Source organism: Streptomyces sp. NPDC058637 (genome assembly GCF_042717325.1).
Taxonomy (GTDB): Bacteria; Actinomycetota; Actinomycetes; order Streptomycetales; family Streptomycetaceae; genus Streptomyces.
This window is the reverse complement of the sequence record NZ_JBHXRD010000055.1, coordinates 1-23,202: the sequence shown is the minus strand read 5'-3', so window position 1 is coordinate 23,202 and position 23,202 is coordinate 1. Positions and strand designations below refer to the sequence as shown.

The window sequence follows — 23,202 nt, the reverse complement described above, 5'->3', positions numbered from 1 at the left end:
ACGAACCCCCCCTCCCCGCCCTCGGGGGCGGGGTGTGTGGGGGGGGGTTGTTTTTTTTTTATCACGCCCGCGGGGGGGGGTGCCCGTGGGCGCCCCCCGCCCCCCCCCCCACGACCGACCAGGCGGGCTTGGCACATCGCGCGGGGGATGATGGGAATGGAATGACGGAGTGTGAGGTCAGGAGCTGCCATGGCGAAGCGGATTCATCAACCCCGTGAGGACGCGGAGTTCGATTTCATCCTCGGGATGAGCGGAGTCCCGGTCCTCGTCTACTTCACCGGGACATGGCCCAAGGCAATCGAGCCCTGCCGGGCGATGGACCTCGTCGTGGGTGGCATCGCCGACGAGTACACGGGCCGCCTGACGGCCGTCCGCGCCGACATCACGCGTTGTCCGGCCGCAACCGAGCGATACGGGATCACGGAAGCCCCGTCCTACGTCCTGCTGAAGGAGGGAGAGGCGGTGGCGCACGGCACGGGGTCTATGACTATCGACGGGGTACGGCAGTTCCTGGACGGCCACCTCTGAGCCGCCGCCGCGGCTCATGGGCCGCGACGCCCGTCACCTCTCGTCGTGGGGGAGCTGCGCCGTCCGAGACACCTTGGGCTGACGCCGGGACGAAGGCCGGTCGGCCGATCACCGGGTTACCCTCGTCCTCCACCTGGTGCTCCGAGCCGAGTTCCTGACGCAGGCCCAGGCAGCAGCGCAGCCGCACACCCGGCTCCCAGGCCGCTCCCCGCGCGCGGGGCATGGACGCCGGGACCCGGCGCGCCGTGGTTCTGGTCCACTGCTGGCCGGACACGTCCGGCGGGTAGGCCTCGGCCACTGTTCGTACGACGGATCTATGGCCTGTACATGCCGTGCTGCTCGTTGCAGCCCTTTGAGGAGGAATTCTGTGTCATCACCTTGCGATCCCCGGCATGCTCCCGTCGGTGATGTGGGCACAGCGCTCTTGTTGATCGACTCCCGGCTCAAGGCAGTCAACGACGGCAAGATCGAGCCCGACCCCGAACAGCAGTTGCTGAACACCCAGTACACCGAATCACTGGGCCCTCAGGGGGCCGATGACGTACTGGACGGTGTGTGCACAATCATTTTCATGTTCATGACGTGGCTGCGGGCGGCCCACGAAGCACACGACAAGAACGTCATCGAGTATGTGGTGCCCAATCTCGTGGCCACGTTGGGAAGGATGCCCAAGAGTGTCCGCCCCGAGGCCATCCCCACCATGGCCGGCCTCGTCGTCGCCGCGGGCACCGACCTGAGCCCCAGCCTGTGGCGCAAGCAGTACGGAGACTGGACCGAGGAGGAGATGAATCCCCTTGAAGCCACCGCCTTCCTGCTCGCAGAACAGATCAACCGCATCACCGACGACCCCGACTTCGCCACCCGTCTGATCGCCGAAGCGCTATCCGGCGCGGACGACGAGGACTGACGTGCCGCATCCTCAAGTCTCATCCCTGTTCAGTGGCCGTCGGCTGCACGGGCCCGCCTCCAGGGATGCCCTCCAGTGCCTCCCTGGAGGCGGTCATGCGGCGGGCGAGGTGTTGCGGAGAGGCCTGGGAGTCGGAGCCGGCGCCGCTGTCAACGGCCCGCCCCCGCGCCCGCGATCGGGTCGTCCGCGTCGAGGATCACGACGATCCCGCCGAGATGGTCAGTGGCCCATGCCAGAGGGGCCGGTCTGCCAGGACGTCGCGTACGTAGTCGGTAACCTCATGACTCCCGGGGAGGGACACAGGGCCAGGACGAAGTGCACGACCGGCCGCGCCGACAGGAGGCGACGCCGCCGCTCGGCCCGGTCGTGCTTGGCTGTTGCCGTGGCGACCAGCTCAGCGGTGAACACCTTTGTCAAGAGCCCCATCCGCACCTGCCGGCCCGTGCCCCACCCCGTCACACGCGGGGCAACGACCCCCGCGGCTCGAAGGCAACCGCATCGGCCGGGTGCGGGCCCCCGTTCAGGGGCGCGTCACCAGTTCTTGTGGCGGACGTCGCCGAGGCCGCAGAAGGTGCAGCCGGCGCTCAGGAAGTCCTCCGTGCGGCGGAACTCCTCGTCGGCCAGGTGCCATCGCAGCCAGGCGGTGATGATGTGCTGGCCGTTGCGGGTGGCCAGGAGGTGGTCGGTGCCGTCGAGGATGTTGAACCAGACGGGCACATCGGTGTTGGTGTAGTCGCGCTCCATGTTCGCCGTGGCGAAGTCCTCGTCGCCGCCGACGTAGAGCGCCGGATTCCGCAGACTGTCCGGGCCCGTGCCGTCGAAGGAGCCGCCGGCCACGTGGACGGTGGTCTCCAGCCGCTGTTCGTCCGCCACGTCGAACGTGCCGATCGACCCGCGGGAGTGGCCGCCGAAGGCGACTTCGGAGATGTCGAGGTCCTGGTGAAGCGGGCTGCTCGGGCTCGCGTTCTGGTCCTCCAGCCAGTCGAGGGCGTCGACCATGTAGGCGCCGCTGCTGGAGGAGACCTCGCTGTAGACGACGAAGCCGTGCGAGGCCCACTGGCGCAGCATGTCCTCGTAGGCGGCGGGATCGGATCCCGCACCCGGGCCCCAGACGAGGACCGGGTGGTCCACGCCGTCCTGGCCGGCGTTCGCCGGGTACACCAGCCACCCGTCGTCGTCGGGGCCCGCGGTGCTGTCGACGGTCACCGCGTACGGCCCCGGCGCGGTGACGTCCGCCACCGGAGGCAGCGACCCGGGCGGCGGGTCGGTCGGACCTCCGCCGTCCGTGGCCTGCACGAGCACGTCGTCGACGGTCAGCGTCTCCAGGGCGCTGTTGGCGTCCAGGGAGAACCGCAGTCTAAGGGTGCGGTTGTCGACCGACGCCGGCAGGCGGAACGACGCGCCGCCCGTGGCGGTGCGCGCCGATTCCAGGGACGTGTAGGCACCGCCGTCCACGGAGTAGGCCGCGGTGAACGACTCGCCGAGGTCGAGCCCGGACGCGGCACGGGAGTACGAGACCGACACGCCGCGGTACCCGGTCAGGCTGAGGGGAGCGGACGTCAGCACCGGATCGGTACGGAGCGACCCGCTCAACCGGGCGGCGCCGGTGGAGGTGCTGACGGAACCGGAGGCGGTGTAGGCGCCGAGCCCGTTCGAGAAGTCCTCACGGTGGACCTGCGTGGCGGCGGAGGCGGGCGCCGCAGCCGAGCCGATGGCGCCCACGACCAGGGTGCTGACGAACACGGCGCCTGACACACGCAGGCGGCGGCTGATGCGAGACATATCCGGGGTTCCCCTCTGAACTGCGCCTTCCGACCGGCCAGGCGCTCCGTTGCGGCACGTACGCGGGGTGGTACTCGTGCCCGACGGCCGGAGAGCGTTCCACCGCCATCGGCGCACAGCGATTCAACCGGCAGTCGCGGCGTGGGGAATCAGTGAAATCACCGGTGCCCGCACGGGGACCTCCGGACGGCGGAGGCCGCCCCACGCCCCCGCCCGTCAGTAGGCGAGCTGCTCGATCTCTCCGACCGCCGCCGCGCACGCGTCCGACGCCGGGTCGACGACGGCGAAGTGACCGGCCCCGGCGAGCAGTGTCAGGCCGACGATCTCACCCGCCCTGGCCGCTGCGTCCACGTTCGACTCGGCGATCGCGGGCGGCACCACGTCGTCCGCCTGCCCCTGCACGACGGCGGTCGGGACGAGGGTGGCGGGGTCCCGCGTACGGCCTCCGGTGCTCGACCTCGGCCTCCCCGCCGGCATTCTGGCCGGCGGAGGTGGGGCGCCGGGGCGAGGCCCCGGCCGCTGCCGAGCAAGGGCTCATGTGGCGCGACGTAGCCCAGGGGTGATCCGTTGCCCCCTGGGATCCGAGGTCCCGCCGTACACCTGGCGGCAGAGGTCGCGTTGCAGCGCCGGGGAACTGGTGTGGCGAACGCCTAACTGTCGCGGGTCAATACGTTGTTGACGGTGCTGTTGGCAACGACTTCGGCGCGTAGCTGCGCAGGACGAGTGAGGTGGTGACCGGTCCGTAACGGGCTAGGGAGTCCACGACCTGTTCAAGGCGTCCGGCGTGAGAACAGTGAACGTCGAGCAGCAGACAGTCCTCGCCAGTCAAGCGGAGGGTCGAGACGACCTCGGGGGTCTCGGTGGCAAGGGCGAGTGCTTGGGACAGCCGCGCGTGGGTGGTGCGGAGCCGGACGATGGCGTGGATGTTCAATCCGACTGCGGCTGGGGCGATGACGGCACGGTAGCTGGTGATGATCCCGTTCTTCTCCAGGCGTTGTATGCGGGCGCTGGCTGCTGGCTGCTGGCTGAGACAGCCCGACTCGGCGGGGTGTGCGGCCGCCCGCCGCGATCTCGCTCCCCGTGTCCGAGGCCCGCATGCTCGCGGGCAGCGCGTCGGCGAACGAGTCGACCCCGAAGGCCGGCGGCGGTGTCGGTGGAGGCCGGCCGTTCACGCTTCACTCGGCCGGCGGCCTGACGGGTACGAGTGCCGCACCGCCGGTTCGGGCCCGCGTCGGGCGTGTTCTCACGCGGTCACTCGCCCTGAATCCGCTTCCACTCCGCCTGGGCCTCGTTCAGCTTCTCGGCGAGGGTGTCGAGGAACTCCTTGGCCGTCATCTTGCCCAGGATCACCTTCTGGAAGCCCGGCTCGCTGTCGGCCTTGGACAGGGTGTTCCAGTCCGGCAGGTAGTACGGCAGCTGCACGATCCTGGTGTCGCCGGAGAAGAGGGCCTCGGCGCCCAACTTCGTTGCCTCGGCCTTGTCGAGCCAGGCGTCCTCGGCGGCATCCTGGTTCGCCGGGATGAGGCCTGCGGATTCGCCGAACTTGGAATTCGCCTCGTGGGATGCCGCGAACTCGATGAACTTCCAGGCCGCCGCCTTGTTCTCGGACGACTTGAACAGACCCAGGCCGGACACGGGGTTGGAGACCATCACCCGGGTGCCGTCGGCGAGTTCGGGCTGCGGGATGCCCCGGAACTTGTCGGTTCCCAGCGCCTTCACATGGTCCTGGTAGGAGCCCAGGTTGTGGTTGAGCATGCCGATGCTGCCGGAGTCGAACTGCGCGACCATCTTGGTGAAGTCGTTGTTGAGGTCGGCCGCGGGCGTGGCCTTGCGGTACAGGCCTACGTACTTCTCCAGGGCTTCGACGTTCTCGGGATCGTTGACGGTCGTCTTCTCCTCGGCGGAGTCCCAGAAGGAATCAATGCCTGACTGCCCGTACATCGCGTCCAGCGCCTGGGCGATGGAGCCGGGGCCGCCGCGGATCGTGTAGCCGAACACGTTCTTCTTCTTGTCCGTCAGTTCCTCGGCGGCCTTGTAGAAGTCGTCCCAGGTCCTGGGCTCGTCCAGTCGCGCCTTCTCGAACAGGTCGGTGCGGTAGTAGAGGACACCGTTTGTCGCGGAGATCGGCACCGTGTACAGCTCGTCCCGGCCGCCGGCCGACTTCACGTTGTCGAGCATCGCCTTGTTCAGCTTGCCCTTCAGGCTGCTGTCCGCGATGCGCTCGTCCAGCGGCTCCAGTGCGTCCTGCGCGGTGATGCCGGCGATCATTGCCGCACCCACGCCGCCGACGTCCGGCAGGCCGCCGCCCTGGATCGCCGTGTCGTACTTGGACTGCGCCTCGGTGGACGCCAGGCCGACGTACTCCACGTCGATATCGGGGTTGGCCTTCTCGAAGTCGGTGATGATCTCGTTCCAGACGGCTGTCCGGACCCCGCCGTTCTCGTCCCAGAAGACGATGCTTCCGGTGCCGGAGCCTTCGCCACCGCCGTCGGCCAGACCGCTTCCGTCGTCGCCGCAGGCGGTTGCGGTCAGGGCCAGGGCGGAGGCCAAGGAGATCGCGGATGCGAGACGGCGACCGTGGTGCGTCTTCATGAGGGGCTCTCTTCTCTGAGTGCTCACTGCCCTGCTGTCCAGGCAGCCGGGTGCGGGACGAAGCCGTGCGGGATGTGTCGAGGGTTCTTTCGGCAAGCCGGTGGCGCACGGAGTGCCGTCCGGATCGATGCTGTTCAGCGGTGGGGCGTCCTCGACGGGGGCGCCGCGGCCGAGTCGGGGTTCGCCACCGGGAAGCTGCGGGCGAGGGTCGGAGCGTCACCGTCATGACGCCGATCGGCCCACGTTCCGGCGGTGCACCGGCCTTGGCGGCGCGCGACGGGGCGGTCAGCGGGCGGAGCGCAGAGGCCCGACTGAGGTGCTCATCCGCCCGCCGTGAGGCTCACGCCCTAGGGTCCGATCCGGTCCGAGGTCTCAACGCCGTGCGTACCGGTGCCGTGAGGTGGCCGGTCCGCGGTACCTCGGTCTCTCCGATGCCCTGCCCGCGGACTGTCGTCCTGCGGGAACACCGATGTTGAGCGCTTCGGGCACGCACCGCGTGCGGGAGGGGACAGAGGGCGGGCTTGTCGGCATGGCGGCTCTCGGATCTCGTATCGCGTCTCATATATGACATATGAAGAACAACGCGATGAAGGTAAATCGGCCCACGGGTGCCGTCAATGCGCTGGACAAAAGAAAGTTCCCCACCTGACATCCGGGCAGGGGGAACGTCATGGTTGGGGTGGGAATCTTCCCTGGGGGCGTGAGTGCGGTTGTAGGCGACGGGTGGCCCTTCGCGAATGCCACTGGCTGCCGCGGTCGTTCGGGGGCGTTGCCCGTGCGGCGATCGGCGTGCACGGGCGGCCGGGTCCGGGGGAGAGGTGTCCGTGCACGGCCGGCGCGGTGCGGGGGAGAGGGGTTGGTGTACGGCCGGCGCGGTGCGGCTCGGTCGATCCAGGATCTGCGGCGGGTGGCGAGGGGGGAGGGGGAGGGCGACTCGGAGTGCTGAATGCGGAGTGCGGAGTGCTGGATTCGGGTTGGACGAGTCGTTCGTGGTCGCGGGGCGACGAGGCCGGTCCCGATCGAGGTGCTCGCGGGTCCCACAGGTAGCTGAATCGATCAGGAATCGAGAAGCGCGGGTCACCCCCCGCACCTAGCATGATCGTCATGGACATCACCATTCACACGAGCTTTCTCCCGCATGACGACCCCGACGCGTCCCTGGCCTTCTACCGCGACGTCCTAGGCTTCGAAGTCCGCAGTGACGTCGGACAGGGCAAGATGCGCTGGATCACGGTCGGCCCCCCAGGGGTGCCCGGCACGTCCATCCTCCTGGCCCCGCCCGCCGCGGACCCCGGAGTCACCGAGGACGAGCGCCGTACCATCGCCGAGATGATGGCCAAGGGCACCTATGGCTGGATCCTCTTGGCCACCCCGGACCTCGACGGCACGTTCGAGAAGGTGCAGGCCGGCGACGTCGAGGTGGTCCAGGAGCCGACCGAGCAGCCGTACGGCATCCGCGACTGCGCCTTCCGTGATCCCGCGGGCAACCTGGTCCGCATCCAGGAGGTCCGCTGAGCCGCCCGGCCGTTCCCCCGGTGGTGGCAGGGCAATCGAGGGGGCGGTGCGGTACGTGTACGACGACCGCCCTCGGCCGTCTCGTCGACCTCGGCAAGCGGGTCATCGTCATGGAGCCCGTCGTCGCCCACCCGGCCCGCGCTTCAGGTGCTCGCGGACATCGAAGAAAGGACTCCTCCGATGTGCCACCCCTCGTGGGCGCGCGCACGCACCGAGGCCAAACGCCTGAGCGACCTCGTGCGGCTGCGCCGGATCCGTGACCGCATCGACCGGGAGTACGCGCAGCCGTTGGACGTCGAGGCGCTGGCCCGGGGCGAGCACATGTCGGCCGGGCACCTCAGCCGTGAGTTCCGGCGGGCGTACGGCGAGTCGCCGTACGGCTATCTGATGACACGGCGTATCGAGCGCGCGATGACGCTGCTGCGCCGTGGCGACCTCGGCGTCACCGAGGTCTGCTTCGCGGTCGGGTGTTCGTCGCTGGGCACCTTCAGCACGCGTTTCACGGAGCTGGTCGGTATGCCGCCCAGCACCTACCGGCGCGAGGCTGCCCGGGCGACCGCGGGCATGCCGTCGTGCGTGGCGATACAGGTGACCGGACCGGTCAGGAATCGAGAAGCACCGGCCACCGAGCCGCAACTAGCTTGATGACCATGACATCAATCGAAGCAGTCACCCTCGACGTGGCCGACTCCACGGCCGCCCGGCATTTCTACGCCACCGCCTTCGGTCTGGACACCCAGGTCCGCCTCCGGGCCTCGCAAGCACCCTCGACCGGCTTCCGGGGCTTCACGATGGCACTCACGGTCTCCCAGCCGGCCGACGTCAACGGCCTTGTCGACGCCGCACTCGAAGCCGGCGCCACCTCGCTGAAGCCCGCCACGAAGTCGATCTGGGGCTACGGCGGCGTCGTACAGGCCCCTGACGGGACGATCTGGAAGGTCGCGACCTCGGCGAAGAAGGACACCGGACCCGCCACCCGGAAGATCGACGAGATCGTGCTCCTGCTGGGAGTCGCGGACGTGATCGCGAGCAAGCGCTACTACGTGGGCCAGGGCCTCGCCGTGGGGAAGAGCTTCGGTCGCGTGTACGTCGAGTTCGGGGCCGGGTCGGGTCCGGTCAAGCTCGCGCTGTACCGGCGCCGCGCCCTGGCCAAGGACGTCGGTGTCTCTCCCGACGGCACCGGATCGCACCGGCTCGTGATCGGCGGCGATGCCGGAGCGTTCACCGACCCGGACGGGTTCGCGTGGGAAGCCGCATCGCCGGCACCCACACCCTGAGGTCTCACTGATGCCCCCACTGCCCCGCCCGGTTCGGGCAGACACGTGAACCGGGCCCAGCACCTCGGGCGATCGTCGGGGCTGAAGCCTCGGCCGGTCGCGGGACGGAGTCAGGGACTCGACGTGCCTCGGAGTGATGCGTACGCGCCTTCCATGGGAATGCTTCCGCTCCGCTGACGGAGGGGGGCTGCTGTGGTGGCGACGGTGACGGCGATCGGTGGGCTGCTCGGACTGGTGGTGTCGCTGCTCTTCCTGGCGGTCCAGACGCGGGCGGTGTCCCGGCAGGTGCGCGCGGCCAACAACCTCGCGGGCACGCGCGCCCTCGACCACTCCCTGACGAGCCTCCGCGAGGTTCACTTCAAGATGCTGGAGTACCCCGGGACGCGCGCGCCTACTTCTACGACAGCAAACCGTGTCCGCGTCGGGGTGCGGAAAGAACGGGTACTGATGTTCTCGGAGTTGCTCGCCGACGTCCTCGACACCGGTATCCAGGCCACGCGGCGCATCCCCGAGAACGAGTCGGACGAGGACTGGCTCAGTTACTGCCGTTTTCTCCTGCACCGCAGCCCCGCCCTACGCGCCACGGTCACGGAACACTCCAACTGGTGGCCGGACCTCGCCGCGCTCTGCTGAAGCGAACGGCCGGTCAGCCATGGGGCGTGGGGCTCCTGGGACTCCGAGCTGCTCGTGTGGTGCCCAGCGGCACACGCGCAGATCCCAGCCCCACCCGGAGTGGCCGAATCGCGCCCTACCCGGCCTGACGGTCCGTCCGGACCCTTACAGACATGGGGGACATTGAGAACACCCGGACCGATCCCGGCAACGATCCCGACCACCTCACCCACGCCTTCCACGCGCTCCTCGAAGGCGCCACCGCCCCACATCCGCCCGCACCGCCCGACTGCCCCTTCTGCGATCTCCCGCAGGACCGGCAGCGGACCGGATACACCGGGCACTGGATCCTTCTCGAACCCCGCGTACTCGTCCCCGCCCACACCGTCCCGCCGCGACGTCGGTGGATCATCACCGCGCAGGGCATCGCGATGAACCTGTGGGATGCCGAGCCGCTCCCCGGCACCCTCTGCCGCATCCCGCACCGCAGCGCCTGCCCCCGGCTCCGGCCCGAGGACCACTGGCCGTGGATGACCGCCCTGCGGCACCACAACGAGCGGCGGGTGCAACGCCTGTTCGACCTGCCCGACGAGGAGTTGCCGGACACGGGGTGACACGCGGGCACGTCGCCCCGTGTCCGGCGGGCACGTCACCCGTGTCACGCGGGCGTGCCGTCGTGCTGCGTGAGTGGGTCGGCCGGTCGAACGGTCAGCCCGTCCTCCGGCGGGAAGCGATGCGTCGCCGCAGGTGACCGCCGGCCTTACCCAAGACGATCACCAGCACCGCACTCGCCGCACACCGCGCGAGGTCTGCCGACTGACCGAGAATCCAGGCCAGGAGCCAGAAGGTCGCGGTGAGGGTGCCCCCCACATGACTCACGGGCCGATCGCGGACCAGCGATGCCGTCTCTGTACGGCATCAAGATGAGGGCCCGTCGTCCCTCGACCCGCACGGCCCCGACCAGGCACGCAACCAGCACCCAGCGGATGCCGGGGCCCCGTCGGCTCACGTAACTCGCGCCGCGTCGCTTACGGGCGACCGGCCCCCCGCGGTGGGGAGGACCGGTCGAGGATCCCGCGTCCGGGTCGGAGCCGCTTCCGCGATCCGCCCGGTTCAGCTGCACTCCTGTGCTCAGCCGCGGATGAGCAGGACCAGGCCGGCGGTCACCGCACCGAGCGCCACGGCTGCCACACCGTACGCAAGGCGGTGCGCCCGCAGCCACGGCAGGAAGCGGTCCACGGCGATGCGGCCGGGGCCGGTCAGGGCCAGAGCCGCCGCGCCGGCGGCCAGCAGGATCTCGAATTCGATGCCCTCGGGGGCGAAGAAGCCGCCGCCCCACTTGACGGCCACCGCGTTGATCAAAGTGCCGAAGACAGCCGCGCCGGCGAGCGGAGTGAGCAGGCCGAGAGCCAGCCCGAGCCCGCCGAGTACCTCGCTGAGCCCGGCGATCACGGCCATCGTCCCGCCCGAGGGGTAGCCGCTCATCTCGAAGAACTGGCCGGTGCCCTCGATCCCGCCGCCGCCGAACCAGCCGAAGAGCTTCTGCGCACCGTGCGCGGCGACGGTCAGGCCCAGGACGAGGCGCAGCAGGAGCAGACCTCCGTCGTAGGCGTGGAGCGACGGAACCCCTGACTGCGGGGTGCTGGACGGCAAGCCGGTGGTACGGGGGATGGCAGGCATGGAACGCGGGCCTCTCAGTCGCGGGCGACAATCTGCTTGAAACTTAAAGCTTGCGATGAACGTAACAGAGTGCGTGAAAGTTCAACAATTGGGGCTGAACGTCGGTGAACGGAGGGGGCGGGCGGACATCGCCGTGTGCCACGCATTCGGCGGAAATCCCGCCAGGTCACAGGTGTCGGGGCCGCGGATCCGATCCGGCGGCCCGCTTCCCCCGGCGTCAGCATCCGTTCCATGTCGGACGCACTGTCGCGCCCCGAGCCATTCCACCCGCAGACCGCCCCCGAAGCGGTCGAGGACCTTCGGACGCGGCTGCGCGCGACGCGCTGGCCGGACGCGCCGGAGGACGCCGGGTGGTCGTACGGGACCGACCTCGCCTACCTCCGCGAGCTCGTCACCTACTGGGTGGACGGGTTCGACTGGCCCGCCCAGGAAGCGGCGCTCGCGCGGCTGCCCCACTTCCGCGTCCCCCTCGGCGGCCTCGGGATCCACTTCGTGCACGTCCGGGCCGCCGCCCCGGCCGGGCCCGTCCTGCCGCTGGTGCTCAGCCACGGCTGGCCGGACTCGTTCTGGCGCTACGCGAAGGTCATCCCGCTCCTCACCGACCCCGGGGCCCACGGCGCGGACCCCGCCGACGCGTTCGACGTCGTCGTGCCCGACATGCCGGGCTTCGGTTACTCCGACCGCTCCACGGGGCCACCCCTCGACTCCATCGCCGTCGCCGGACTGTGGGCCGAGCTCATGGACGTCCTCGGCTACGAGCGCTACGGCGGCCGGCGCGGACGTCGGCAGCCACGTGAGCCGCTATCTCGGGCTCGACCACCGGACCGGGTCGTGGCCGTCCACCGTACGGACGGGGGCGTGCCCTTCTTCACCGGCGACCTCGCCGGCCTCGCACCTGAGGAGAGGGCCTGGATCGAGGGAGCCGCGGCCTGGGGTGCGACCGAGGGCGCCTACGCCTCCAGGCACCGTACGACACCGCAGACCGCGGCCTTCGGGCTCACCGATTCACCGGCCGGGCTCGCCGCCTGGATCGTCGAGAAACTCCGGGCGTGGAGCGACTGCGGCGGTGGGATCGAGAGGAGCTTCACCAAGGACGAGATCCTCACGAACGTCACCCTCTACTGGCTCACGGGAACGATCGGCTCGTCGGAGCGCATGTACCGCGCGAACGCCGCGATCCCGCCCGCCCAGCTCGCGCGCCGGATCGAAATGCCCTCCGGCTTCTCCCTCTTCCCCGGCGACATCGTCCGTCCACCGCGGGCATGGCTCCATCGCACTGCGAATGTCGCGCGGGTGACCGAGCCCGCGCGTGGCGGGCACTTCGCGCCGTTCGAGGAGCCCGAGATCTACGCGGAGGAACTGCGCGATCGCTGGTGGAGCCGGAGCCGGAGCCGCGGATCGTGGACCGTCTCCGGGGCGCGGCAGTCGCCAGGTGCCCGGCTGCGGTGCGGGCGGTTCACCCACTCCGGTGGCGATGGGTACCGCTTGGTGCGTGCTGCTCAAGCCCGCCTGGAACGTGGCCTGTTGCCCAACGCCTGTGCGCCAGGGCTGACGTCTTTTCGCCGCACCCGTCGCGTTCCGCCGGGCGGGACGGGTGTCGGGCCGAGACCCCGCTCGCCTGCCCGGCCGTCCCTCCGGCACCAGGGGGCGTTCGAAAGCGACCTAAGGTTAGGCTAGCCTAATCGACATGAGAGCTGGTGAGAGCACTTCCGGTGCCTTGGATGCCCCGGTGGCTACCGGTGTGCCACGTACACGTGGTCACGGACTGTCCGCCGCCGGGGTGAGCGTGTCGTACGGCCGGGTCGACGTCGTACACGAGGCGGCCATCGCCCTGCGGCCCGCCGAGGTGACCGCCCTCGTGGGCCCCAACGGCAGCGGCAAGTCAACGCTGTTGCGGACCCTCGCCCGGCTGCAGTCCCCACGTACGGGTTCGCTCACCGTCGACGCGGGGACGGACGAGGCCACCGACGGCTTCGCCCTCGGCGCCCGCGAGTTCGCTCAGCGCGTCGCGCTCCTGACACAGTCCCGGTCGACACCGGGCGGGCTCACCGTCCGGGACGTGGTCGACTTCGGCCGCTATCCCCACCGGGGCCGCTGGGGCCGTTCCGACCCCCGCGGCGCCGCCGCGGTGGACCGGGCGCTCGGCCTCACCGGTGTCACCGACCTGGCCGGACGGGGCGTCGAACAGCTCTCCGGCGGTCAGCTCCAGCGCGTGTGGCTCGCGAGCTGCCTCGCCCAGGAGACGGGCGTCCTCCTCCTCGACGAACCGACCACCTACCTCGACCTGCGCTATCAGGTCGAACTCCTCGACCTGATCCGTGATCTGGCCGACGACCACAAGATCGCCGTCGGCGTCGTCCTCCACGACCTCGACCAAGCGGCGGCCGTCGCCGACCGGGTCGCCCTGCTCCACGCGGGACGCATCGTCGCCGACGGTGTGCCCGAAGACGTGTTCACACCGGAGCTGCTGTCGGATGTCTACGGCATCCGCATCGACATCGGCACCGATCCCTCGACCGGCCGGTTGCGCACCCGCGCGATCGGCAGACACCACGCCAGATCCGAAAGGCTCAGCACCTCCTCATGAGACGCCACCTCCTCACCACGGCCGCCGTTGCCGTCGTCGCCCTCTCCCTGGCCGCATGCGGAACCACGGAGCCCTCCGCCGAGGACTCCGCCGCGTCCGGCAAGACGGCCGAGAAGATCACCCTCACCGATGACACCGGCACGAAGGTGACCCTCGACGGCCCCGCGAAGAAGGTCGTCGCCACCGAATGGAACGTGGTCGAGGACCTGATCACCCTCGGCGTCGCCCCCGTCGGCGTCGCGGACGTCAAGGGATACACCGCGTGGAACACCGCGGCGCCGCTCACCGGTGACCCCAAGGACATCGGAACCCGTGGCGAGCCGAGCATCGACACCGTCGCCGCCCTCGCACCCGACCTCGTCGTCGCCACCACCGACCTCTCGCCCGCCGTGGTGAAGCAGCTCCGCAAGGTCGCCCCCGTCCTGGAGATCACGGCCGCCGACGCCGCCGACCAGATCGGCACGATGACGGAGAGCCTCGACCTCATCGCGAAGGCCACCGGCACGACGGACAAGGCGGACGCCGCGAAGAAGGACTTCGAGGCGAGTGTCGCCGAGGGCAGGAAGGCCCTTGAGGACGCCGGCCTCGGCGGCGCCGAAATCGCCTCCGCCGACGGCTACGTCGCGTCCAACCAGGTCTCCATCCGCGCCTACACCGGCGGTTCCCTCCTCGGCGCCGTCAACGAGAAGCTCGGCCTGAAGAACGCCTGGACCGTCGAGGGCGACGAGAGCTACGGCCTCGCCACCACCGACGTCGAGGGCCTCACCGGCCTCGGCGACGTCCACTTCCCGTACGTCGCGAACGACGCCGACGGTGACGCGTTCGCCGGCCCCCTCGCGAAGAACGCCGTCTGGAAGTCGCTCCCCTTCGTCAAGGACGGCAACGTGTACCGGCTGCCCGACGGCGTCTGGATGTTCGGTGGCCCCCGCTCGATGGAGGCGTACATCGACTCCCTCGTCGACGCCCTGACGAAGAAGTAGTCCGCCGTGGCCGTCATCGACAAGACCGCGGTCGGCCGTGACCGCACCACCGCCGCGGCCACGACAGGCGCGGTCGCCGTGACGGCCACGCTCGTACTGCTCGTCGCGGTACTCGCCGCCGTCGACATCACCCAGGGCACCGCCGACGTCGGCGCCGCGGATGTCTGGAGCGCGCTCACCGGCGACGCCGGGACGGGGGACGCCTCCGTCGTCGTCGCGTCCCGGCTCCCGAGGATGGCCGCCGCCGTCCTCGTCGGGCTGGCGCTCGGCGCGGCCGGCGCGGCCCTCCAGGCGGTCAGCCGGAACGTGCTCGCCTCGCCGGACACCCTCGCGGTGAACGCCGGCTCCTATCTGGCGCTCGGCGTCGTCGCCGTGACCGGAACCACCCTTCCGCTCCTGGCCTCGTCCGGCGCCGCGTTCGTCGGCGGACTCGCCGCCGCGGCCGTCGTGCTCGGACTGTCCGGGCTCGGCAAGGGCACCGTCCGGCTGGTCCTCGCGGGCAGTGCGCTCGCCCTGGGGCTGAACGCGGTGACCGAAGCACTGCTGCTCCTGTTCCCCCAGCAGACCGAGGGCCTCTACCGGTGGGGCCAGGGAGGCATCGGCCAGAACGGATTCGACGGTGTCGTCCAGATGGCCCCGGTCGTCGCCGTCGGCCTCGTCGGACTGCTCCTCGTCGCCCGCCGCGTCGATGCCCTGGCCCTGGGCGACGACGCCGCCCGAGGGCTGGGCGTACCCGTCCGAGGGACCCGGATCACCACCGTCGTCCTCGCCACCCTGCTCGCCGCGGCGGCCGTCACACTCGCCGGCCCGATCGGCTTCGTCGGCCTCTGCGCGCCCGCACTCGTACGACCCCTCACCCGCCGGTTCCGAGGGCTCGTCAGGTCACGGGTGAGCCTGCCCGTCGCCGGTCTCGTGGGCGCCGCGCTCGTCCTCGGCTCGGACGTGCTGCTGCGGGCGATCGTGCCCGCCGACACCGCCGTCGAGGTACCGACCGGCGTCGTCACGACCGTCGTCGGCGGCGCGTTCCTCGTCGTCATGGCGCTCCGGACGCGGGACACCGTCGCCGCGGAGGCGCCGGACCGGCTCCGGATACCGGGGCGCAAGGCGTTCATCACCACCGTGGTCGTCCTCGCCGTCGTCCTCGTCGGTGTGATGATCGCGGCGGTGCTCCTCGGGGACGCGAAACTGCTGCTCGGCGACGTCGTCAACTGGGCGCAGGGCCGGGCCGGCCGGGTCGTCACGTTCGTCCTCGACACCCGGGTGCCCCGGGTGGCGGCCGCGCTCCTCGCCGGTGCCGCGCTGGCCCTGTCCGGCACCCTGGTGCAGGCCGTGACCCGGAACCCCCTCGCGGAGCCGGGCGTCCTGGGCGTCTCCGGGGGCGCGGGCCTCGGCGCGGTTTTGCTCGTCACCACCGCGCAGGCACCCGGCTCGTGGGAGGTCGCGGGAGCGGCGTTCGGCGGGGCGGCCGTGGCCGCGGCGATCGTCTTCGGACTGGCCGCACGGGGCGGATTCCGGCAGAACGGGCTGGTCCTGCTCGGGGTCGGGGTGTCCTCCGCCGCGGCTGCGCTGATCAGCCTGGTCATCGTCCTCAGCGACCCGTTCGACACGACGAAGGCGCTCACCTGGCTGTCCGGTTCGACGTACGGGCGGAACATGCCCGATGTGCTGCCGGTCGCGGTGGTCCTCGCCGCCGGCATCGTCGTGGCCGTCGTACGCCGCCGGGAACTGGACCTCGTCGCCCTCGACGAGGACACCCCGAGGCTCCTCGGCCTCGGCCTCACCCGGGCACGCTTCGGCCTCCTCGTCGTAGCGGTCCTGCTCAGCGCCACCGCCGTGGCGGCGGCCGGCACCATCGGCTTCGTCGGCCTGGTCGCACCCCACGCGGCACGCGCCCTCGTCGGCCGGAGGCACGTACGCGTGGTCCCGGTCGCGCTCCTGCTCGGGGCCCTGCTGGTCTGCTTCGCGGACCTCGCCGGCCGCACGGTGATCGCCCCGGCCCAGCTGGGCGCCGGCCTGATGACGGCCGTCATCGGCGCCCCGTACTTCGTGTACCTGCTGGTCCGCACACGACGCTGATACGGAGGCGGGGCGGGCCCCGGTCACAGAACCGGAAGCCCGCCCTGCCGCAGGCAAGGCCCCTGCGCACGTGCCGCGCCTCAGCGGCGCCTGATGCCCGTGGCCACGGATCGGCGTCGCAGCCCGTCGGCGATGAGTTCCCTCTCGACCGAGGTGCCGACCAGGCCGGTCCGTCGGAGGACTTCGGCCGGCTCACGCGCCTGTTCCAGGGGAAGACAGAACGTCTCGCGCAGGACCCGCATGACCGGGACGAGGCCCGCCTCGTTGTCCGCGAAACGAAGCTCATCCGTGCTTGAGCTGCGGTCCGTCACCGCCGGATAAGACCGCCGCGCCCCTGTCGTACGCGATGTCTCCCTGACCGTCCAGCCGGGCGAGGCCGTCGGCCTGCTCGGCCCCAGCGGCTGCGGCAGGTCCACCCTGGCCCGGGTCGTGGCTCTGCTGCACCGTCCCGACTCCGGAACCCTCCTGCTGGACGGCGAACCAGTCCTCGGCCGGCGCCACCACGCACCACGCGCTCCGCGGACCGCCTTCGGCGTCGTCTTCCAGCAGCCCAGGCTTCCCTCCGACCCCCGCCTGCGGCTCACCGACCTGATCGCCGAACCGCTCCGCGCCCCCCGTGCCTAGGGCCGGTCTGGACCCGGCGGCCGTGTTCGCGGCCGGTGCGGCCCTCGCCGACGAGGTGGGCCTCGCCAACCTCACCATGGGCATGCTGGCCGAGCGGGTGGGCGTGCGGACCCCGTCCCTGTACAAGCACGTGAGCAGCCAGGAAGACCTCACCCGGCGGGATCGCCGCCCTGGCCCTGGGCGAGGCCGCCGACGCCGTCGGTGGCGCGGTGCGCGGGTGCACGGGACGCGAAGCCCTCGCAGCCGCTGCACAGGCCTTCCGTGCCTTCGTCCTCGAGCACACCGGCCGGTACGTCGCGACGATCGGCGTGGAACCGTCCGGTCCGGACGATCCCCTGGCCACCGAGGGAGAGCGGCTCCTCGGCGCGTTCACGGCGGTCCTGCGCGGCTACGAGATCGCCGAGCCCGACGTGGACCACGCCCTTCGCCTGCTCCGGAGCCTCTGCCACGGCTTCGCCACGCTGCAGGCGGGCAACGGCTTCCGGTGGAGCGCCGACGTCGACGAGAGCTTCGAGTGGCTGATTACTTTCGCCGACCGGGGCCTGCGAGCCATGTGAGCGTTTTCGGCCGTGCCGACCACTGCGTCACCACGGGTCGGTACGGCCGCGTACGCCCCAGCGTCCGCCCACCCCGGCATCCGCCCGGCACCCCCGCCGTATGGCGGCCGTCCGGGGCACGGAGCAGACTGGGCAGGGACTACGGCAGTCCGGAAGGGCCGGGATCATGGGCGACTACGCTGACCTCCCTGGTGTCAGGACGTGGTACGAGACCGAGGGCGCCGGCGATCCGCTGGTCCTGCTGCACGGTGGCTTCTGCACCAACGACACGTGGGGCGCGCAGCGCGCGGACCTGGCGGCCGCCTACCGCGTACTCCTGCCCGAGCGGCGCGCTCACGGACATACCCCTGACGTCCCGGGGCCGCTCTCGTACCAGGACATGGCCGACGACACCGTGGCCTTCCTGGAGACGGTCGTGGGGGAACGGGCCCATCTGGTGGGCTGGAGCGACGGGGGAGTCGTCGCGCTGCTCGTCGCCCTCGCTCGGCCCGACCTCGTACGCAAGGCCGTGGTGATCGGAGCCAACTTCCGTCCCTCTCCCGAGTGCTTCGTCGAACCCGCGATGCTCGACGAGATGACCCCCGGAGGAGCCGAACTCGCGATCTTCCGGGAGATGTACGAAGCCGTCGCACCGGACGGCGCAGGCCACTGGCCGGTGGTGGCGGCGAAGATGATCGACATGTGGCGCACCCAGCCGACGCTCACCACCGAGGACCTCGCCCGTGTGGAGGCACCCGTCCTCGTCATGGTCGGTGACGACGACATGATGACGCTGGAACACACGACCGCCCTGTACCGCGCGATTCCGGGAGCCCGGTTGGCCGTCGTGCCCGGCGCCTCCCACCTGGTCCCGCTGGAGAAGCCGGACCTGGTCAACCGGCTGATCTCGGAGCACCTCGCACAGGACGAGGTGGAGGCGATGATGCCCATCAGGCGCTCACCGACCTCCGGGGCCGAAGCCGGCGGTGCCGCGGCCTGACCTCCGCCGACGCCCGCGCCGAACAGACGGCTCGCCCGTGAGGAAGCCGTCGCCGGGGAAGGGGCGTGGCTCGGTATGGCCTGTGTGGGGCCTCATCGCCCCCTTGCGTTGCCGACCGGGTCCCCGCGTCCGAGGCGGCCCGACGTCAGGAGTCCGCGGGAGACGGGTTCCGTCGCTGCCTCCGGTCTCCGTTCCCACCAATCACACACCGGTCAACCGCATTCGAGGAGGGCATGATGACCGCCACCTACACCTTTGATGTCTTTTCCAGCCTCGATGGCTACGGTGCCGCCGGCGGCAACTGGACCGGATACTGGGGCAAGCAGGGCCCGGAGCTGCTCGACCACCGTCTCGCCCTGTACGGCGATGAACAGCGGATGATCTTCGGGGCCAACACCTATCGGGTGTTCGCGCAGATGCTCGCATCGAGCACCGAGGAGTCCGATGTTCGTGACCCGTGGGTCACCCGGATGAGGAGTCTCCCGGCCACGGTGGTGTCGACCACCTTGGAAGGGCCCCTCGACTGGCCGGATGCGACCGTCGCACACGGCGACGCCGTGGACGTCGTCGCCCGGCTCAAGAGGGAGTCCGACGTACCGCTGCGCTCGCACGGCAGCCTGTCGATGAACCGGGCGCTCATGGCCGCCGGTCTGGTCGACCGCGTCCAGGTGACGCTCTTTCCTGTGATCACCGGCCGGACCGGGCTGGACCCGATCTTTCGGGGCGCGGCCGACTTCGACCTTGAGCTGACCGAACACCGGACGCTCGACGGCCGTGTCCAAGAGCTCGTCTACCGGCCCACCCTGCACCTCTGAGCCCGTCCGGGAACCCATAGCCCGTGGAGCGGCCGAGTCCGCCGTTCCCGACTTCCGGCTCGGCCCCGTGATGGCGACGAGCGCCTGTCAGGCCCGCCGTCTGAAGAGCGGGCGGCCTGGACAGGAGGCTTCAGGCCGCCGCGGTCGTCTGCGCGTCCAGTGCAGTGAACAGCCAGTCGTGCGCGGAGCCGGGGGTCGGTTCCGGTGGACCGCCCGACGGGGTGATCACCTCGGCGACCAGATCCCAGTAGTGGTCGATCCGCGGATCGACCGCGAGCTGTCCGACCAGCAGCCGACGGAACGCGGGGGTGTCCCGGCTGCCGTACGAGCTCGCGTACGCGTCCACGAAGCTGTCGAGCTCCTCGCCCGGGCAGGGTGCCCGGCCCCGGCGCAGTGGTGTTCCGGCCAGCTCGTACGCCTGGGCCAGACCGGCGTACAGCACGGCCGACGCGCGTGCCCCCGCGCCCTTGTGCGCCTCGGGCTGCGGTCGTTCGGCGCCGGTGCACGGGCGGGTCACGAAGGCGTTCAGCCGGGCGAAGGCGAGGACCTGGGCCGGTTCCGGATCCACGGGCGGCTCGGGAACCGCAGCCTGCAGGAACGCCGCCGTCGCCCCGGCCGGCATCCGAGGTGGCAGCCACGCCCGCCAGAACCGGGCCAGCGGTGCCGTGCTCGGCGGGGCCGCCACCGCGCCGATCAGTCGCAGCCGGTCCGCCCGGTCCCCGGGCGGGCACTCCTGCACCAGCCGTAGGCCCGCCTCCCGCCAGCGCAAGGCCCGGAGTTCCGAGCCGAGTTCGCGCAACTGGCCCGCGACGGCGTCCTCCAGCACACTGCCCGCCCCGGCCTCCCCCTCGTCGATGACGCGGTGCACCTCGCGCACCGGCAGACCGAGGGCACGCAGCGACCGGATCAGACGCAGCCTGTCCAGCGCCTCGGGGCCGTACCGGCGATGCCCGCCGGCGCTGCGGGAGGCCTCAGGCAGCAGGCCCTGGTCGGAGTAGAAGCGGACGGTCTTGACGGAGACGCCTGCGCGCTCGGCGAGTTCGCCTATACCGCACAGACCGTCGGGCGACGTGAACACTTGAACCTCCCTCAGGGGGAGCTCCTACCGTACCGGCGAGCGCGGACGGACGGTCTTCGCCGGTCCGCCGACAACGCCGTCCCTAGTACCGCTTGCTGAGTACCGGGTACCGGGTGCCACTTCCCGTTCCCGATCCCGATGACGAGTACCGAGGAGAGGCCCATGGCCGTATTCATTCTGGTGTCCGGCATGTTCACCGGCCCACACGTATGGGAGGACACCGCCGCGCAACTGACCTCGGCGGGGGCCGAGGTACATACCGCGACCCTCACCGGACTAGGACCGGGGGAGACCCGCGGTGCCGCACCGGCCGGCACCGACCTCGAAACCCACATCGCGGACGTGCTCGCGGTGATCGACTCGATCGGTGCCACGGGTGACCAGCGCGACCAAGGTGACCAGCGCGACCACGGGGACCAGCGTGACCAGGAGATCGTGCTGGTCGGACACGACTACGGCATCCACCCGGCGCTGGGCGCCGCCGACCGGCGTACTGAGCGCATCGCACGCGTCGTCCACCTGGACTCCGGAAGGCCACAGAACGGCTTTCCCGCTCTGGCCGCGGTCCCCGACCAGTCGCTGCGCGAGGAGCTGACCGCGCACATCGGAACGTACGGCGCCGACGGGGAACTGCCCTCCCCGGCCCGTGACGAGTGGCAGCGTTGGGGCAGCACCTCGGGCATCCCCGACGCGGCGCTGGACCGGCTCACCGCCCTGGCGGCACCGCAGCCGCTGCGGACCCTCCACCAACCACTACGGCTGACCGGCGCGGCGGCCTCGTTGCCCGTCACCGGGGTCCTGTGCCACGGGAACGGCGCGAGCATCGAGATGGTCCAGATGCTGGTGGGCTTCGGTGACCCGGCCCTCCGGGCCCTGACCGAGCCCGGGGTGACCTTCTTCGAACTCCCCACCGGGCACTGGCCGATGCTGTCTCTCCCCACAGAACTGGCCCAGGTACTGCTGCGGGCCGCCGCAGGCGAAGGGCACCGGCTGGTGGCACCGGGATCCGCAGAACTGCCCGCACACCTGAGGCCGTTCCTGCTGGACGTCCCCGAGGTCCCCCGCGAGCGGACCGCGAACGTCGACCTGCACCTGCCCGACGCCGACGGACCCCGCCCGGCCGTCGTGTTCGTGCACGGCGGACCGGTGCCCGCCGAGGCCCGGCCGACTCCGCGGGACTGGCCGACCCTGGTGGGATACGCCAGGTACGCGGCGGGGCAGGGCGTGGTGGGCGTGACCCTCGATCACCGCCTGCACGACATGGCCGACTACAAGCGCGCCGCCGCGGACGTGGCCTCCGCGGTGGACCTGGTCAGGGCCGATCCACGGGTGGACGCGGACCGGGTCGCCCTGTGGTTCTTCTCCGGCGGCGGACTGATCGCGGCGGACTGGCTGAACCGCCCTCCGACGTGGCTGCGCTGCCTCGCGGCCACCTATCCGGTCCTGGCACCGCTCCCGGGACAGGGACCGGTCGACGGACGCTTCCGCCCGGCGGAGGCGGTGGCGAGCGCCGGGGCTCTGCCTGTCGTGATCACCCGGGTCGGACGCGAGATGCCCGGGATCGCGGCAACGGTCGAGCAGTTCCTGACCGCGTCCAGGAACTGCGGGGCGGACGTACAGGTCGTCGACGTACCGCACGGCCGCCACAGCTTCGAGACCCTGGACAGGACGGCGGAGTCGCGCGAAGCAGTACACCGCGCCATGCGCTCGGTACTGGCCCACCTGGAAGCCTGAACACGGCCTGAACAGAGCCGGTCGCGGCCCGGCCACCGGTCCTGTCCGAGGTGGGCCCGGGCGGCGTGTCAGCACACTGCTGCGATGAACCCGAGGGCCCGACTGCCGCCGCCCGCAGCGCCGCGACCTGCGAAGCCGCACGCGTCCCGCAGGGGTCGCCCCGGACCGACAGGGACGACCTCGCCCGGGGCCGCTCCTGCGCGCAACCCAGGCGTCCGTCAAAAACCGGCGACGCCGGAGCACCGATGCCTCGTACCGTGGCCCGATGGGGAACGTATTCGGCGGTGGGGAACAGAGTCTGTGCCTGTCCAACGGCGGCACCGAGGTCTTCATCGACGTCCTGATGCTGGCGGTGTCCGAACTCGCGGACGACGAATGGGACTTCCGCTTCGCGGGCCTCCTGGCACTTCAGGATCAGAACGTGATGGGACGCGGGTGCGTCGGATTCGACCTACGGGACATCGCGTGGGGCACCACTTCGAGGCGGCGCGCTCGGTCGAAGGCATTCGTGCTGCGCACGACCGCGCTCGCGTTGAACCGCCACCGCTGGAGCGATCTGGGGTACGAGCCTCCTTACGCCCAGCAATACCTGCACCAGTTCCAGGACATGGTCGAGGGCTATGTCCCTACCGGCGACACCGAGCGGACCGACGTCTTTCCCGGCGTTGAGAACTGTGTGCCGGCTTCGTGCGTGCGGCATCGGATTCTGAGCGCGCTTCCGCACTGGGAGGGTTGTTTCCTGTGTGTGAGGTGAGGGCTCTTATGAATTTTTCCTTTTTCTTTCTTTTTTTACCAGCCGGTTTTGATGGTGTGGGTGATGTGTTTGAGGTGGGTGGGGGTGAGCCACCAGCCGACGGGGATGGAGATGTGTTGGTGGGT

Annotated in this window: 21 protein-coding genes and 4 pseudogenes; 17 read left to right on the top strand and 8 right to left on the bottom strand. The window is 70.7% G+C overall.

Annotated features, from left to right (window positions below):
• The first annotated feature begins 189 nt into the window (after window positions 1–189).
• Together ACFWVP_RS33645 and ACFWVP_RS33640 are read left to right on the top strand one after the other, a co-directional pair.
• A complete protein-coding gene (locus ACFWVP_RS33645; protein WP_384501801.1) occupies window positions 190–528 on the top strand; it encodes a thioredoxin family protein in 339 nt (112 codons plus the stop codon).
• 367 nt (window positions 529–895) lie between these two features.
• On the top strand, window positions 896–1,435 hold the full coding sequence (locus ACFWVP_RS33640; protein WP_384501800.1) for a hypothetical protein: 540 nt from the start codon (window positions 896–898) through the stop codon (window positions 1,433–1,435).
• Between the two features lie 219 nt (window positions 1,436–1,654).
• Here the strand turns inward: ACFWVP_RS33640 and ACFWVP_RS33635 are convergent, their stop codons facing one another.
• The 5 genes and pseudogenes from ACFWVP_RS33635 to ACFWVP_RS33615 all read right to left on the bottom strand — a co-directional run bounded on the left by ACFWVP_RS33635 (window position 1,655) and on the right by ACFWVP_RS33615 (window position 5,809).
• Window positions 1,655–1,861, bottom strand: coding sequence for a transposase domain-containing protein (locus ACFWVP_RS33635; RefSeq protein ID WP_384501798.1), 207 nt, complete (start codon window positions 1,859–1,861; stop codon window positions 1,655–1,657).
• A 105-nt stretch (window positions 1,862–1,966) separates the two neighbouring features.
• Complete coding sequence (locus ACFWVP_RS33630) at window positions 1,967–3,217, bottom strand: hypothetical protein (protein ID WP_384501797.1); 1,251 nt, start codon at window positions 3,215–3,217, stop codon at window positions 1,967–1,969.
• Between the two features lie 216 nt (window positions 3,218–3,433).
• On the bottom strand, window positions 3,434–3,694 hold the full coding sequence (locus tag ACFWVP_RS33625) for a hypothetical protein (protein WP_384501795.1): 261 nt from the start codon (window positions 3,692–3,694) through the stop codon (window positions 3,434–3,436).
• Window positions 3,695–3,881: 187 nt separating this feature from the next.
• A pseudogene (locus ACFWVP_RS33620) lies at window positions 3,882–4,314 on the bottom strand (Lrp/AsnC family transcriptional regulator).
• 154 nt (window positions 4,315–4,468) lie between these two features.
• Window positions 4,469–5,809, bottom strand: a complete 1,341-nt coding sequence (locus tag ACFWVP_RS33615; protein ID WP_384501794.1) for an ABC transporter substrate-binding protein — start codon at window positions 5,807–5,809, stop codon at window positions 4,469–4,471.
• A 1,104-nt stretch (window positions 5,810–6,913) separates the two neighbouring features.
• Between ACFWVP_RS33615 and ACFWVP_RS33610 the strand changes: the two genes are divergently transcribed.
• The 5 genes from ACFWVP_RS33610 (at window position 6,914) to ACFWVP_RS33590 (ending at window position 9,827) form a co-directional block, all read left to right on the top strand.
• Window positions 6,914–7,324: a VOC family protein gene (locus ACFWVP_RS33610; protein WP_384501793.1), complete on the top strand. Its 411-nt coding sequence runs from the start codon at window positions 6,914–6,916 to the stop codon at window positions 7,322–7,324.
• A gap of 180 nt (window positions 7,325–7,504) precedes the next feature.
• Complete coding sequence (locus tag ACFWVP_RS33605; protein ID WP_384501791.1) at window positions 7,505–7,969, top strand: helix-turn-helix transcriptional regulator; 465 nt, start codon at window positions 7,505–7,507, stop codon at window positions 7,967–7,969.
• A 5-nt stretch (window positions 7,970–7,974) separates the two neighbouring features.
• Window positions 7,975–8,601, top strand: coding sequence for a glyoxalase (locus ACFWVP_RS33600; RefSeq protein ID WP_384501789.1), 627 nt, complete (start codon window positions 7,975–7,977; stop codon window positions 8,599–8,601).
• 204 nt (window positions 8,602–8,805) lie between these two features.
• Window positions 8,806–9,234, top strand: coding sequence for a hypothetical protein (locus ACFWVP_RS33595; RefSeq protein WP_384501787.1), 429 nt, complete (start codon window positions 8,806–8,808; stop codon window positions 9,232–9,234).
• Window positions 9,235–9,386: 152 nt separating this feature from the next.
• Window positions 9,387–9,827 (top strand): DUF6083 domain-containing protein, encoded by a 441-nt coding sequence (locus ACFWVP_RS33590; protein ID WP_384501785.1) that lies wholly within the window; start codon window positions 9,387–9,389, stop codon window positions 9,825–9,827.
• A gap of 517 nt (window positions 9,828–10,344) precedes the next feature.
• Here ACFWVP_RS33590 and ACFWVP_RS33585 read toward each other — a convergent pair.
• Window positions 10,345–10,893 carry a DoxX family protein gene (locus ACFWVP_RS33585; protein ID WP_384501784.1) on the bottom strand — a complete coding sequence of 183 codons (549 nt, stop codon included), beginning with the start codon at window positions 10,891–10,893 and terminating at the stop codon, window positions 10,345–10,347.
• Between the two features lie 231 nt (window positions 10,894–11,124).
• Here ACFWVP_RS33585 and ACFWVP_RS33580 point away from each other — a divergent pair.
• The 4 genes and pseudogenes from ACFWVP_RS33580 to ACFWVP_RS33565 form a co-directional block, all read left to right on the top strand.
• Window positions 11,125–12,258: pseudogene (locus ACFWVP_RS33580) on the top strand (epoxide hydrolase family protein); the annotation flags it as partial.
• A gap of 322 nt (window positions 12,259–12,580) precedes the next feature.
• On the top strand, window positions 12,581–13,480 hold the full coding sequence (locus tag ACFWVP_RS33575) for an ABC transporter ATP-binding protein (RefSeq protein WP_384501782.1): 900 nt from the start codon (window positions 12,581–12,583) through the stop codon (window positions 13,478–13,480).
• The gene (locus ACFWVP_RS33570) at window positions 13,477–14,460 is read left to right on the top strand and encodes an ABC transporter substrate-binding protein (RefSeq protein ID WP_384501781.1); all 984 of its coding nucleotides are present in this window, start codon (window positions 13,477–13,479) and stop codon (window positions 14,458–14,460) included. The genes ACFWVP_RS33575 and ACFWVP_RS33570 overlap by 4 nt, the downstream gene beginning before the upstream one ends.
• Before the next feature lie 6 nt (window positions 14,461–14,466).
• A complete protein-coding gene (locus ACFWVP_RS33565) occupies window positions 14,467–16,536 on the top strand; it encodes an iron ABC transporter permease (protein ID WP_384501780.1) in 2,070 nt (689 codons plus the stop codon).
• Window positions 16,537–16,616: 80 nt separating this feature from the next.
• Here the strand turns inward: ACFWVP_RS33565 and ACFWVP_RS33560 are convergent, their stop codons facing one another.
• Window positions 16,617–16,847 carry a hypothetical protein gene (locus ACFWVP_RS33560; RefSeq protein WP_384501779.1) on the bottom strand — a complete coding sequence of 77 codons (231 nt, stop codon included), beginning with the start codon at window positions 16,845–16,847 and terminating at the stop codon, window positions 16,617–16,619.
• 43 nt (window positions 16,848–16,890) lie between these two features.
• Between ACFWVP_RS33560 and ACFWVP_RS33555 the strand changes: the two are divergent.
• From ACFWVP_RS33555 to ACFWVP_RS33540, 4 genes and pseudogenes are all read left to right on the top strand, one after another.
• Window positions 16,891–17,148, top strand: a pseudogene (locus ACFWVP_RS33555) (ATP-binding cassette domain-containing protein); the annotation flags it as partial.
• Between the two features lie 34 nt (window positions 17,149–17,182).
• A pseudogene (locus tag ACFWVP_RS33550) lies at window positions 17,183–17,717 on the top strand (TetR/AcrR family transcriptional regulator).
• Between the two features lie 166 nt (window positions 17,718–17,883).
• Entirely contained in the window at window positions 17,884–18,696 is an 813-nt protein-coding gene (locus tag ACFWVP_RS33545; protein WP_384501778.1) for an alpha/beta fold hydrolase, read from the top strand.
• A 236-nt stretch (window positions 18,697–18,932) separates the two neighbouring features.
• On the top strand, window positions 18,933–19,511 hold the full coding sequence (locus tag ACFWVP_RS33540; RefSeq protein ID WP_384501821.1) for a dihydrofolate reductase family protein: 579 nt from the start codon (window positions 18,933–18,935) through the stop codon (window positions 19,509–19,511).
• Window positions 19,512–19,641: 130 nt separating this feature from the next.
• Here the strand turns inward: ACFWVP_RS33540 and ACFWVP_RS33535 are convergent, their stop codons facing one another.
• Complete coding sequence (locus ACFWVP_RS33535; protein WP_384501777.1) at window positions 19,642–20,589, bottom strand: MerR family transcriptional regulator; 948 nt, start codon at window positions 20,587–20,589, stop codon at window positions 19,642–19,644.
• Window positions 20,590–20,751: 162 nt separating this feature from the next.
• Between ACFWVP_RS33535 and ACFWVP_RS33530 the strand changes: the two genes are divergently transcribed.
• Entirely contained in the window at window positions 20,752–22,323 is a 1,572-nt protein-coding gene (locus tag ACFWVP_RS33530) for an alpha/beta fold hydrolase (protein ID WP_384501776.1), read from the top strand.
• Window positions 22,324–22,588: 265 nt separating this feature from the next.
• Window positions 22,589–23,077, top strand: coding sequence for a hypothetical protein (locus tag ACFWVP_RS33525; RefSeq protein ID WP_384501775.1), 489 nt, complete (start codon window positions 22,589–22,591; stop codon window positions 23,075–23,077).
• Window positions 23,078–23,202: the final 125 nt, after the last annotated feature.